At 53.8% G+C, this 13040-nt stretch carries 13 protein-coding genes; 10 read left to right on the top strand and 3 right to left on the bottom strand.

Annotated elements, in window-relative coordinates; all coding sequences use genetic code 11:
* Genes tsaB through ACVBEJ_RS05585 form a run of 4 tightly spaced genes read left to right on the top strand, consistent with a single transcriptional unit; the run spans window position 1 to window position 3428 of the window.
* A complete protein-coding gene (tsaB, locus tag ACVBEJ_RS05600) occupies window positions 1-699 on the top strand; it encodes a tRNA (adenosine(37)-N6)-threonylcarbamoyltransferase complex dimerization subunit type 1 TsaB (RefSeq protein WP_447128626.1) in 699 nt (232 codons plus the stop codon).
* A 2-nt stretch (window positions 700-701) separates the two neighbouring features.
* Window positions 702-1499, top strand: coding sequence for an undecaprenyl-diphosphate phosphatase (locus ACVBEJ_RS05595; protein ID WP_447128625.1), 798 nt, complete (start codon window positions 702-704; stop codon window positions 1497-1499).
* Between the two features lie 6 nt (window positions 1500-1505).
* Window positions 1506-2387 carry an NAD(P)-dependent oxidoreductase gene (locus ACVBEJ_RS05590; RefSeq protein WP_447128624.1) on the top strand — a complete coding sequence of 294 codons (882 nt, stop codon included), beginning with the start codon at window positions 1506-1508 and terminating at the stop codon, window positions 2385-2387.
* Between the two features lie 39 nt (window positions 2388-2426).
* A complete protein-coding gene (locus tag ACVBEJ_RS05585; RefSeq protein ID WP_447128623.1) occupies window positions 2427-3428 on the top strand; it encodes a tryptophan--tRNA ligase in 1002 nt (333 codons plus the stop codon).
* Here the strand turns inward: ACVBEJ_RS05585 and ACVBEJ_RS05580 are convergent.
* Together ACVBEJ_RS05580 and bioA are read right to left on the bottom strand one after the other, a co-directional pair.
* Window positions 3420-4301 carry a DMT family transporter gene (locus ACVBEJ_RS05580; RefSeq protein ID WP_447128622.1) on the bottom strand — a complete coding sequence of 294 codons (882 nt, stop codon included), beginning with the start codon at window positions 4299-4301 and terminating at the stop codon, window positions 3420-3422. The two genes, ACVBEJ_RS05585 and ACVBEJ_RS05580, sit on opposite strands and share 9 nt — an antisense overlap.
* 112 nt (window positions 4302-4413) lie before the next feature.
* A complete protein-coding gene (gene bioA / locus ACVBEJ_RS05575) occupies window positions 4414-5757 on the bottom strand; it encodes an adenosylmethionine--8-amino-7-oxononanoate transaminase (RefSeq protein ID WP_447128621.1) in 1344 nt (447 codons plus the stop codon).
* Between the two features lie 299 nt (window positions 5758-6056).
* Here bioA and ACVBEJ_RS05570 point away from each other — a divergent pair, with 299 nt between their 5' ends.
* From ACVBEJ_RS05570 to ACVBEJ_RS05550, 5 genes are all read left to right on the top strand, one after another.
* The gene (locus tag ACVBEJ_RS05570) at window positions 6057-6869 is read left to right on the top strand and encodes a DUF547 domain-containing protein (protein WP_447128620.1); all 813 of its coding nucleotides are present in this window, start codon (window positions 6057-6059) and stop codon (window positions 6867-6869) included.
* A gap of 190 nt (window positions 6870-7059) precedes the next feature.
* Window positions 7060-7926 carry a tRNA 2-thiocytidine(32) synthetase TtcA gene (gene ttcA, locus ACVBEJ_RS05565; protein WP_447128619.1) on the top strand — a complete coding sequence of 289 codons (867 nt, stop codon included), beginning with the start codon at window positions 7060-7062 and terminating at the stop codon, window positions 7924-7926.
* A gap of 45 nt (window positions 7927-7971) precedes the next feature.
* A complete protein-coding gene (locus ACVBEJ_RS05560; RefSeq protein ID WP_447128618.1) occupies window positions 7972-9867 on the top strand; it encodes an ATP-binding cassette domain-containing protein in 1896 nt (631 codons plus the stop codon).
* Between the two features lie 39 nt (window positions 9868-9906).
* Entirely contained in the window at window positions 9907-10434 is a 528-nt protein-coding gene (locus ACVBEJ_RS05555) for an O-acetyl-ADP-ribose deacetylase (protein WP_447128617.1), read from the top strand.
* Complete coding sequence (locus ACVBEJ_RS05550) at window positions 10427-10690, top strand: DUF5062 family protein (RefSeq protein WP_447128616.1); 264 nt, start codon at window positions 10427-10429, stop codon at window positions 10688-10690. Before ACVBEJ_RS05555 ends, ACVBEJ_RS05550 begins: the two co-directional genes overlap by 8 nt.
* 41 nt (window positions 10691-10731) lie before the next feature.
* On the opposite strand, the gene argS is transcribed toward ACVBEJ_RS05550, so the two are convergent.
* A complete protein-coding gene (gene argS / locus ACVBEJ_RS05545; protein WP_447128813.1) occupies window positions 10732-12468 on the bottom strand; it encodes an arginine--tRNA ligase in 1737 nt (578 codons plus the stop codon).
* 266 nt (window positions 12469-12734) lie between these two features.
* Here argS and ACVBEJ_RS05540 point away from each other — a divergent pair, with 266 nt between their 5' ends.
* Window positions 12735-12977, top strand: coding sequence for an OadG family protein (locus ACVBEJ_RS05540; RefSeq protein WP_447128615.1), 243 nt, complete (start codon window positions 12735-12737; stop codon window positions 12975-12977).
* Window positions 12978-13040 lie beyond the last annotated feature (63 nt).

Raw genomic sequence — 13040 nt, 5'->3', positions numbered from 1 at the left:
TTGTCTGTCTTACTGGCTATAGATACCGCGACCCAGGCTTGCTCAGCTGCTCTGAAGGTGGGTAGTGAAACACGGCAGGAAATTACCCTGGAACCCCGTTCACACACCCGTTTGTTGCTGCCTATGGTGGACAAACTGCTGGCAGACGCCGATTTGCTCCCTTCGCAGTTGGATGCTATTGCCTATACCGCAGGGCCGGGCTCATTTACCGGCTTGCGCATCGGTTTTGGTGTGGTTCAGGGGCTGGCGTTTGCCTGCGACCTGCCGGTTATTCCGGTGTCTTCCCTGCACACACTGGCGCTGGGTGCACAGCGTCAATTGCCGATTGCTGAGGGAGCTGTAATCATCCCCGCTTTTGATGCCCGCATGTCCGAGGTGTATTGGGGCGCTTATCAGACAACATCAGAAGTTGCGAAAACGGTCGTATCCGACTGCCTCACTGCCCCTGACGCGGTGGCAGCGAATATCGTCGCTGAGGTGGCGGCGGAGAATGCTGTGGGTGTGGGAGAGGGCTGGCATCTGGCGCAGCAGTTCCCGTGGCAACCAGGTGCTGTAGATGAATCCCTGTATCCCCAGGCGATAGATGCACTGGCACTGGCAGCCGACAATATGGAAGCTGCAGTTGCTGTTGAGCAGGCGCAGCTTGTTTATCTCAGAGATACCGTTTCCTGGAAGAAGCGCGAACGCTTGAGGAAATAACCGTGGATCTATTGCAAGTAATCATCCTGGCCATTGTCCAGGGCTTGTCAGAATTTTTGCCCATCTCCAGCTCTGCGCACCTGATTTTACCGTCCAAAGTTTTAGGGTGGCCAGATCAGGGTTTGGCGTTTGACGTGGCGGTGCATGTGGGCTCGTTGGCTGCAGTGGTGATTTATTTCCGCCGGGATTTGCAGGAACTCATTGCCGCGTTCTTTGCCAGTGTGGTGTACCGCCAACACAGCAGGCAGAGCCACCTTTGCTGGTACATTGTTCTCGGTACGGTGCCCGCTGGCCTTTGTGGTCTGTTGTTGGGCGACCTGATTGAAAACCATCTGCGCAGCGTACTGGTGATTGCAGCGATAACCATTGTATTTGGTGTGCTGTTAGGGTTGGCAGATCGCAAAGCCAGCGAAAACCGCGATATCAGCCAGCTGAACTGGCGCTCTGTGCTGTTTATTGGCGCAGCCCAGGCACTGGCTTTGATACCCGGTACATCGCGATCAGGCATTACCATGACCGCAGCGCTGGCGCTGGGGTTTAACCGGGTGAGCGCAGCGCGTTTCTCTTTTTTGCTGAGCATACCGGTGATTTTGCTGAGCGGTGGCCTGAAAACCCTGGACCTTCTGGGGCAGGAGAACACGCCCTGGCTGGAAATTGCCATCGGTGCCTTGTTGTCGGGAATGACCGCTTATATCTGTATCGCCTTGTTTCTGCGCTGGATAGAAAAAGTAGGCATGATGCCCTTCGTTTGGTACCGGCTGGCGTTGGGCGCGGTGTTGTTATTTATAGCCTTGGGGTAAGAACGGATGACGCGCGTTGCATTTTTGGGGCTAGGGGTAATGGGTTACCCCATGGCCGGGCATATCAAGCAGGCGGGGCTGGATGTAGTGGTGTACAACCGCACCGCTTCAAAAGCCGAACAATGGGCCGCCCAATATGGCGGCGATAGTGCGGCTACTCCGGCGCAAGCGGCAGCGAGCGCTGAATTGGTTTTTACCTGCGTTGGCAATGACGACGATGTGCGTGAGGTGGCCCTGGGTAACGAGGGTGCTCTTCAGGCAATGGCCCCCGGTTCTATGTTTGTTGACCACACCACCACTTCGGCGCAGCTGGCCAGGGAGCTTGCTGACGAGGCCCAGCGGCGACAGATCGGCTTTATGGACGCTCCGGTTTCCGGTGGTCAGGCCGGTGCTGAAAATGGCATTTTAACCGTTATGTGCGGTGGCAAAGCGGAACATTTTCAGCGCGCGCGCCCGGTATTGGAGCATTATTCCCGCGCAGCTCAACTGCTGGGCCCTGTGGGTAGTGGCCAACTGGCCAAAATGGTCAATCAGATATGTATTGCCGGTGTGGTACAGGGCTTGTCGGAAGCGGTATTGTTTGCTGAACAGGCGGGTCTGGACGGCAAACAATTGTTCCCCTTGCTGGCTCAAGGGGCCGCAGGGTCCTGGCAGATGGAGAACCGCCACAGCACCATGATCGACGGCGAATACGATTTTGGTTTTGCCGTAGACTGGATGCGTAAGGACCTGGGTATTGTTCTGGAGCAAGCCCGCGCCAGCGGAATAAATTTGCCTCTCACTGCATTGGTAGATCAGTTTTACTGCGAAGTACAACAAATGGGTGGCAACCGCTGGGATACATCCAGCTTGCTTGCCCGTTTACAATCATTCCGTAAGGTGGATTAATCCACCAGTAATCAATTTGTAACCGTAGAGCCATACACAATGAAAACCGTTTTAACCGGCATTACCACCACCGGAACACCGCACCTGGGCAATTACGTTGGTGCGATCAAACCTGCCATTGAAAGCAGCCGTCGCGAGGATGTTCGCCCCTATTATTTTTTGGCGGATTTTCATGCTCTGATCAAATCCAAAGATCCACAAGCGGTGCATCAATCCACCCGTGAAGTAGCCGCTACCTGGCTGGCACTGGGGCTGGATACGGATAATGCGGTGTTTTATCGCCAGTCGGACATCCCGGAAATTCCCGAGCTCACCTGGCTGCTGACCTGTCAGGCCGCAAAGGGCCTGATGAACCGCGCCCACGCTTACAAAGCGGCGGTGCAGGCCAATGAAGAATCCGGTGAAGACCCGGATTACGCCATTACCATGGGCTTGTTCAGTTATCCGGTGTTAATGGCGGCGGATATTTTGATGTTTAATGCCACCGACGTACCGGTGGGTAAAGATCAGATACAACACGTGGAAATGGCCCGGGATATCGCTGCCCGTTTTAACCACCATTACGGCGAGCATTTTGTGCTGCCAGAAGCAAAAGTAGATGACCACGTAGCCGTATTGCAAGGGTTGGATGGTCGCAAGATGAGCAAGAGCTACGGCAATACCATCCCCTTGTTCCTGCCGGAAAAACAGCTGAAAAAGCACATCAATAAAATCAAGACCAACTTGCTGGAACCCGGTGAACCCAAAGACCCGGACACCGCAACTGTATTCCAGATTTGGCGTGCTTTTGCCACTCAGCAACAAAGCGAATACATGCGCACAGAGTTTGCAAATGGCATAGCCTGGGGCGAAGCGAAAAAGCAGTTATTTGAACTGGTGAATGACGAATTGAAAGACGCTCGCGAACGCTACAACGAACTGCTGGAAAACCCCGATTATATCGAGGCAGAACTGATAAAAGGCGCCGAAAAAGCCCGTGAATTCAGCGCGCCGTTTTTGCAGAAATTGCGTGAGGCGGTGGGGATTCGGCCCCTAGGTTGAACGGTTCTGAATAAATAATCCGCAGACTATCAGCAACAAGCCGGCGATGGTTGACAGGTGAATGGTTTCGCCGATCACCGTCGCCAACAACACCAGTGAAATAAACGGCGAGATAAAAATCAGGTTGCTGACCCGTGAGGTATTCACGGCTTTCTTCATGGCCATCAGCCACAGTACAAAGGTCACGCCCATTTCAAACAGGCCCACGTAGCTAACCGCTGCCAGGGCGTGCCAGTTCAGATGTCCAAAGCCATCACCGAGCCCACAAATTACAGCGGAGAAGGGCAGTGACAGCAAAAACGCCAATAAAACACTGATCACAGGGTCACCGCTATTGCGGGTATTGATAATCCAGTAGCTGGCCCACAGCAAGGTACTTAACAGCGCCAGTGCGACACCCAGCGGGTTTTCAAATTTCAGTGCCAGCAGATTCCCCTGAGTGGCAATTACCACCACGCCCAAATAGCCCAGCCCGCAGGCCAGCCAGTCGCGGTTGCGAATTTTCTGGCCCAGAAAAGGGCCGGATAGCAGAGTCAAGGCGATGGCCCAGGTGTAGTTGAGCGGTTGCGCCTGAGATGCGGGCAGCAGCTCGTAGGCTTTAAACAGCACCAGGTAGTAGATCAGCGGGTTGAGCAAGCCAAGGCCCAAATAAAACAGCGGGCGCTGTTTCAGGTATCCGGGCAGCAGGTGCAGTTTGCCTTGTGCTGAGGCTATCACCAACAGTGCCAACGCCGATACCACACTGGCGTAAAATACCATTTGCGTCGGCGTCAGATAGCTCAGGGTGATTTTGAAGGCAGTGGCAACCGTCGACCACAGCAGCACGGCACCGATGGCAAAAAGAAACGCCTGTTTTTGATTTTTTGCGGTCATTCAATCAACTATTGTTATTGCGAGATTGCGTAGCGAACCACTCTGGGTGGCGGTTAGAGATGGACAGCGCTGTCCATCTCTGACCTTAAATCTTAATAAGTTGGCTTTCCCGTCAATTTGTCTTCGCGATGACCGATACCATTTTGTCGGTCAGATCTCGCAAATCATCGTTGCCGATCACATAAGGCGGCATGGTATAAACCAACTTGCCAAATGGCCGTATCCAGATACCGGCTTCTACAAACCTGGGCACGATGCTTTTCATATCCACTGGCTGCTTCATTTCTATCACACCAATAGCCCCCAGTACGCGAACATCCGCCACCGAGCCCAGCTGTTTGCAAGGGGCCAGGCCCGCTTCGAGTCCTTGCTGAATACGTTGGATATTGGCCTGCCAGTCGCTTTCCAAGAGTAATTTCAGGTTGGCATTGGCGGCGGCGCAGGCGAGGGGGTTGCCCATAAAGGTGGGGCCGTGCATAAATACACCGGCTTCGCCATCGCAGATGCCCTGTGCCACTTTGTTGGTGCAGAGGGTGGCCGCCAGGGTCATATAGCCGCCAGTAAGGGCTTTGCCGACGCAGAGAATATCTGGCGACATTTTTATATTCGCTGAAGGCTCTTTATTCGCTAAAGGCTCTTTATTCGCTAAAGGCTCCTCCACCCACTCACAGGCAAACAATTTTCCGGTGCGACCAAAGCCGGTGGCAATTTCATCGGCAATCAGCAGCACACTGTATTGATCGCACAATTCCCGGACGCGCTTTAAATAGTGTGGGGAATAAAAGCGCATACCACCGGTGCCCTGAACGATGGGTTCCAGAATCACCGCCGCCAGTGTTTGATGGTGTTCGGATATTTGCCGGGAAAAATCAGCGATGTATTTTTCATCCCAGGCCTCAGAAAAGCCACATTGTGGCGCTTCGCTGAACAGTTGTTGTGGCAGGCTGTTGGCAAACAGATGGTGCATGCCCGTCACCGGGTCGCAAACCGACATGGCGCCAAAAGTGTCGCCGTGATAGCCGTTGCGCAGGGATAGAATTTTACTTTTCTGTGGCTGCCCACGGGATTGCCAAAACTGTATGGCCATCTTCAGGGCCACTTCCACACTTACCGAGCCCGAGTCTGCCAGAAATACCTTCTGCAAGGGTTCTGGTGTGATATCCACCAGTGTTTGCACCAGGCGGGCGGCGGGTTCATGGCACAGGCCGCCAAACATCACATGGGCCATGTTCCCCAGTTGGGTTTCAACAGCCTTGTTTAATTCCGGGTGATTGTAGCCATGCATGGCAGACCACCAGGACGCCATGCCATCAATCAGCTCCCGTCCATCCGCCAGTTTCAACCGCACGCCACTGGCGCTGGCCACCGGCAGGTTCGGGCTGCCCACCGCAGAGTAGGGGTGCCAGGTGTGGTCGCGGTCAATGCGTTCAATTTGTGATGAAGTTAACGATGCCATGGTGGGGCGCTGCCGGAAAAATGGAAAGGGCAATTGTAAGGTAGCTGTTGACTGTTCACATTAAAAATATCCTGAACCCGTGACCTCAGAGTGGATGCAGAACGTAAGATATTGGTTTCACAGTGGAATTGAAAAATCTTAGCTTCACCCGTCGGTTAAGTGGGTATTTTTCAAACCGCTGTGGAATCAAGAGCTTGTGTTATGCGCTGCTCTGAAGTTACGGATTCAGGAATATGCCAAAGGCGGTGCCGGATGCGCCCGAATTTTTGGCCTAAAATAACAACAAGTGGGAGTATCTTGTGAAACTATCTTCAATTCTTGTCGCTTTTCTCGTTACCGCAGTGTTGGTTGGCTGCAACAGCAGCACCAAACCCAGTGGTGAATTTTCCCAACCGTACTGGACCGTTTCCAACGAGCAGAGTGCAGCAACCATTGATCACAGTCGTTGGAATCGTCTGCTGGGCAAGTACGTAGTGGCCAATCACCCATCGAAGATCAATCGCTTCCGCTACGGGGATGTAAGCAATACCGATAAAAAGGCACTGGATAATTACATTGCCCAGCTGACATCTGCAGACCCACGCCAGTACCGCAGAACCGAACAAAAGGCTTATTGGATCAATCTGTACAACGCCTTGGTGGTGCAGCAAATTCTGGCCAATTACCCCATTGCGTCCATCGCCGATATGCAGTCTGCCAGCCACTGGGATAAAAAGCGCATTGTTGTGCAAGGCCAGAAGATCAGCCTGAACGATATTGAACACCAGATTCTGCGCCCCCTGTGGCGCGACCACCGCATTCACTTTGCCCTGGTGGATGGCTCGCTGGGCGCTCCCAATCTGCAACCCCGCGCCTATACCGGCCGCACCGTGCGCGCCATGCTCAAGCAGGCGGGCCGGGAGTTTCTCAACCATCCCCGTGGCCTGAAGCTGGAAAAAGGCAAAATGCAGGCTTCGCGGGTATTTGCCGATCATCCCTCCGACTTTGCCGAAAACCAGGCGGGTTTGCTGAAATTATTTGCCTACTACGTGGACGACCGTAAAGCGCTTTACTTGCTGGGCTTTCAGGGCGAGATTGAATACCAGCAGGACTTGGCCTTAAACGCGCCGTAAAACCTGCTGCGGGCAACGGGTAGATCAAGCATGTTTGTTATTCTGAGCGCAGCGAAGAATCCCTTACTTGCAGCAATTTCGAGATCCTTCGCTACGCTCAGGATGACAGTGGCAGGCACTACCGGAAGCGCGTAGCCCGCGGCTGTTGGTTCCGCTACAATAGCGCCCTTTTCATTACTGCCGCCCGACCATGTCCAGCTCTGCCCAAGCACAGGCCGACACCCGCAAACAACGCCTGGAATTCAATAAATTGCAAAAACGCCTGCGTCGCCATGTGGGTGAGGCCATCGCCGACTACAACATGATTGAAGACGGCGACAAGGTGATGGTGTGCCTGTCCGGTGGCAAAGATTCCTACGCCATGCTGGATATTCTGCGTGGCCTGCAACAGAGCGCGCCGGTGGATTTTGAAATTGTTGCGGTCAACCTGGATCAGAAACAGCCGGGTTTTCCGGAGCACATTCTGCCGGAGTATCTGGACAGCATCGGTATCCCTTACACCATTCTGGAGAAAGACACCTACAGCGTGGTGAAGTCGGTTATTCCCGAAGGCAAAACCACCTGTGGGCTCTGTTCACGTTTGCGCCGTGGCACGCTGTACGGTTATGCCCAGGAAATCGGTGCCACCAAAATTGCCCTGGGCCACCACCGCGACGACATTATCGAAACCCTGTTTCTGAATATGTTTTACAACGGCAAACTCAAGGCGATGCCACCAAAACTGCTGTCTGACGACAAACAAAATATTGTGATTCGGCCACTGGCCTACTGCAAAGAGGCGGATTTGATTCGCTACGCCGATGCCAAAGCATTTCCCATTATTCCCTGCAATCTCTGTGGCTCCCAGGAAAACCTGCAACGGCAAGTGATCAAAGAAATGCTCAATGCCTGGAATAAACAATTTCCCGGCCGCATTGAAAGCATTTTTTCCAGCATCAAAAATGTTGCTCCGTCACAGTTGGCGGACACAGAACTGTTCGACTTCAAAGGCCTGCAACTGGGCCGTGTGGAAGTAGACGAATCCCTGTTCGAACGCATCGATGTACTCAATGTATAAGCGACAGCTTTCTGCCTTCTGTCCTCTGGCTACTGTCCTCTGAATATGCTCCGTCTGGAAGAAATAGAACTGCGCCGGGGTGGTCGCGCGCTGTTGGAAAACAGCTCTGCCACCATTCATCCCGGCCAGCGATTTGGCTTGGTGGGTGCCAACGGTTGTGGAAAATCCACGCTGTTTGCCCTGTTGCGCGGCGAGCTGGAATTGGATCAGGGTCACCTGTATTTGCCGGCACAATGGCGTATTGCGGATGTGGCACAGGAAACGCCGGCACTGGAAAAATCCGTGTTGGAACACACTCTCGATGCAGACACGCACTATCGAAAAATTCAACAGGCCATAAACTCTGCAGAAGCTGAGTGTCTGGCGGAGTTGATTCATCAGTTCGAAGCCATTGATGGCTATGCCATGGAAGCCCGCGCGGGCAAGCTATTGCATGGCCTGGGCTTCTCCGACGCTGATCAAAAGCGTTCCATTGCCAGTTTTTCCGGTGGCTGGCGCATGCGAGTCAATCTGGCCAGGGCGCTGCTGGTGCCTTCCGAGCTGCTGTTACTGGACGAGCCCACCAACCACCTGGACCTGGATGCTATTTACTGGCTGGAAGACTGGCTGCAAAACTACGCGGGCACCTTGTTACTGATTTCCCACGACCGGGAATTTCTCGACCGGGTAATCAACGGCATTCTCCATGTAGAACATCAACAGCTGTTCAGTTACAGCGGCAATTATTCGAGTTTTGAGCGCCAGCGCGGTGAGCGCCTGGCTCAGCAGCAGGCGATTTACGAAAAAGAACAGCGCCAGAAAGCGCACCTGCAAACCTACATCGACAAGTTTCGCTATAAAGCCACCAAAGCTCGTCAGGCTCAAAGCCGCATCAAGGCATTGGAAAAACTCACCGCCACAGCGCCGCTGTTGGCCGCCAGTGGATTCGATTTTGAATTTGCCGAACCCAAAGTGCTCAGTTCGCCGCTGTTATCCCTGGATCAGGTAACCGCAGGCTATGGCGAAAAAACCATTCTGGAAAAAGTGTGTTTCAACCTGCAGCCCGGTCATCGAATTGGCCTCTTGGGTCGCAACGGTGCCGGCAAATCCACACTGATCAAACTACTGGCTGGTGCGTTGCCATCGCAAACTGGCGAACTGATACGTGGCGTCAATTTGGCGGTGGGCTATTTTGCCCAGCATCAGCTGGAAGCGCTTGATATTAACGGCTCGCCGTTGCTGCATCTGCAACGTCTGGCTCCGGATGCCAGAGAGCAGCAGCTGCGGGATTTTCTCGGCGGTTTTGGCTTTCGCGGCGACAAAGCCAGCGATCCGGTAGGGCCATTTTCCGGCGGTGAAAAAGCGCGCCTGGCGTTGGCATTACTGGTGTGGCAACAACCCAACCTGTTGTTGCTGGACGAACCCACCAACCACCTGGACCTGGATATGCGCGAAGCGCTGGTATTCGCTATTCAGGCCTTTACCGGCGCGGTGGTGGTGGTGTCGCACGACCGCCACTTGCTCAATACGGTAGTGGATGAATTTTACCTGGTGGCCGATGGCAGTGTGACCCCTTTTGATGGCGACCTGGAAAGCTATCACAGGTTGTTGCTGAAGGCGGAAAAAAACACTGATGTATCGCATCAAGTTGCCCAGCCAGCCATACAGCGAAAGGAACGCAAACGCCTGGAAGCTGAATTTCGCGCCACCCTCAGCCCCATTAAAAATGAAATCAATCAACTGGAAAAGCAGTTGGAAAAAGACCAGAAAACCCTTGAAGCACTGGAGCAGCAGCTGGCCGATCCAACCCTCTATGAGCAGGATAATGCCGGTCAAATGACCCAGCTTTTGAAACAGCAAGGTACTTTGAAAACTGCTATGGACGAACGGGAAGGGCGCTGGATGGAGTTGCAAGAATTGCTGGAATCCAAACAGGCGGAGTTCGACACCTCCTTGTTATAGGCTGTAATTGGCTATACTCATGGCAAGGAGGAATTTGCCATGCACAGAATCCAGGTTTACCAGGGCGATATTACTCAGCTAACTGTAGACGCCATCGTCAATGCCGCCAACAGCAGCCTTAACGGTGGCGGCGGAGTGGATGGAGCCATTCACCGAGCCGCCGGGCCGCAACTGCTGGACACCTGCCTGCAACTCAACGGCTGCCCAACCGGGCAAGTGAAAATGACCCACGGCTTTGATTTGCCCGCGCGCTACGTGTTGCACGCGGTTGGCCCCATATGGCAGGGCGGCAACCACAGCGAACCGGACCTGCTGGCCAGCTGTTATCGCAACGCTCTGGATATAGCCGCCGACGAGCAGTTCCAGAGTATTGCCTTTCCTGCCATCAGTTGCGGGGTTTACCGTTTTCCGGCTGAGCACGCGGTGGATATTGCGGTGCGCGAAGTGGTGGCGGCCCTGGCGGGAAATGAGCATTTGCAGGAGGTGATATTTTGCTGCTTCGATGAAGCCATGGCAGAGCGTTACCGCCAAAAACTCCATGTGGCCAGAGGGCAGGGCGATGCATAAAAAACTGAAAAACGAAAATCAACTGGTGAAAGAGGCTATTCGCGTAGGTATCATTTACGCGGAAAAACGCGGCGTGGCCAAATTTGAGGCTACCGACTCATCCCACACCAAAATCGAATACATCTACCGCCTGCTGGTGCACGATAAATTGCTGCAACCACTGCCCAAACAGCACGAAGACGAACCCAATATGAAACACAAACTGGCGCTGTGGATATCCCGGCAGCTGCCGGAGGACCATGAATTGTTGCAATAAATTTCCCGGGTGCCGCTGCGCTTTACCCGGGAAGCAGGGTCTTACATCTGCTCCATCACCTCAATACCCAACAAATCCAATCCTTTGGCCAGGGTCGCTGCGGTTTGTTTGCACAGCAGCAAGCGGCTGTTGCGGGTGCTGTCGTCCACATCACTGCGCAGCACCGGGCAATGTTCGTAGAAGCTCATAAACTGGCTGGCCAGTTCATATAGGTAGTTACAAAGCACGTGGGGGTAGGCTTCAACCGCTACTTGTTCCACGGCTTCGCCAAATTGCAGTAATTTCAGTGCCAGGGCTTTTTCCTGGGGCTCGGCAATGGCAACAGCGCCTTGCAGTTGCTCCGGCGTCACTTCCGCCTTGCGGAAAATACTATTGATACGCGCGTAGGCGTATTGCAGATACGGGGCCGTATTACCTTCGAAGCTGAGCATGCTGTCCCAGCTGAAGATATAATCGTTGGTGCGGGTCTTGCTGAGGTCTGCGTATTTCACCGCGCCTATCCCCACCTTTCTGGCAACCTCATTGCGTAGCGCGGCAGGCATTTCCGGGTTCTTTTCTGCCACCAGTTTGTCGGCACGCTCAACCGCTTCCACCAATAAGTCCGCCAGTTTTACTGTGCCGCCGCTGCGGGTTTTGAACGGTTTGCCATCGGCACCCATCATGGTACCGAAAGGGTGGTGCTCAAAGCTGACTTGCTCACCGGCAAACCCGGCTTTGCGCCCAGCGGTAATTACCTGCTTCATATGCAGGGATTGGCGTGCGTCGATGAACAGCAGAATGCGGTTGGCGTCGAGTTGGTTGCAGCGGTAATCCAGAGCCGCCAAATCGGTGGTGGCGTACAGGTAGCCACCGCCGGATTTCTGCACAATCATCGGGCTGGGGTTGCCGTTTTTGTCCGCCAGTTCTTGCAGAAACACCACCTTGGCGCCGTCGTCGTCCACCGCCAGGCCCTTTTCTTCCAGGGTTTGAATTACACCGGCCAGAGCGTCGTTGTAGGCGCTTTCCGGCTTGATGTGGTCGTGGTTGAGGGTGACATTGAGGGTGCGGTAAATCTCCTCGCTGTGCTGCACGGAGATGTCGATAAACTGCTGCCACAATGCCAGGCAATGAGCGTCTCCGCTTTGCAGCTTGACCACGTAATCCCGTGCTTTTTGGGCAAAGGTCTCGTCGTCGTCAAAATGTTTTTTCGACTGTTGGTAAAAACTTTCCAGATCTTTCAGCGCCAGCGCTGCCTGCTCCCCTTCACCCAGCTGTTCTTCCAATTCCGCAATCAGCATGCCGAATTGAGTGCCCCAGTCGCCCATATGATTTTGGCGAATCACTTTGTGGCCCAAAAACTCCAGGGCGCGCACCACCGCATCGCCAATAATGGTGCTGCGCAGGTGGCCCACGTGCATTTCTTTGGCCAGGTTGGGGGCGGAGTAATCCACCACCACGGTCTGTGATCTGTGCTCGGCGATGCCCAGGCGTTGATCCCCGGACAGGGCGTTCAACTGATTGCCCAAAAATTCATCGCTCAAGTGGATATTGATAAAACCGGGGCCGGCCAGTTCGACTTTTGATGCCATATCGCTGATGTCCAATCCGGCCAATACCCGTTGGGCCAATTCGCGGGGATTGGTCTTCAGGCGTTTGGCTGCGGCCAGCACACCATTGGCCTGAAAGTCGCCAAACTCCGGTTTGGTGCTGCGGGTGATATTGGCGCCGCAGTCGGTGGGGATGTCGCAGGCAGCCATGGCCGCCTGAATGCGCTGGGAAAGTTGTTGTTTGATGCTCATGCTGTCAGATTGGTTGGGGTAGTGGCGATAAAAGTAGGGCGATAAAAAGGGCCGCATTGTAGGGCTTTTCCAGTACCAAATACAGGCCGGGCATGATTCCTCGGACATGGTCTCAATGCCTGCGTTGGACTTTGGCAGGGATTGCATTTGCGACAAGCTTAAGGCTATATTCACTCGGTTTGCACGCCATAACCTTTTGCTATTAGGGGGTTGGCGGGTTATTAATTACAGTATCCGACCAGTTCGGCAAAAACACAGGGCAACCAATGAAAGACTCACTTATCCAGCAGGGAACCGACTTGATGCTTATGGGCATGGGAACCGTATTCGTATTCCTTGCCATATTGGTGGTTGCCACCACGGTGATGTCCCTGCTTGTCAATCGCCTGTCTCCAGAGGATTTGACCAGTGAGGTCGATGCACAGCCGGGTTCCAGCCCCGCCACTGTGGATGCCCGCGTGGTGAACATCATCCAGGCCGCGCTGGATAAACACCGTGGTCGTCAATAACAATTTATAACTGTCTTAAACATTACGCCTTTATTGGTAGATATATCCGGGGGATAAACACGT

The organism is Porticoccus sp. GXU_MW_L64 (assembly GCF_052983295.1).
Note: the sequence above shows the minus strand (reverse complement) of the source record. Positions and strands in the feature narration are given on the sequence as shown.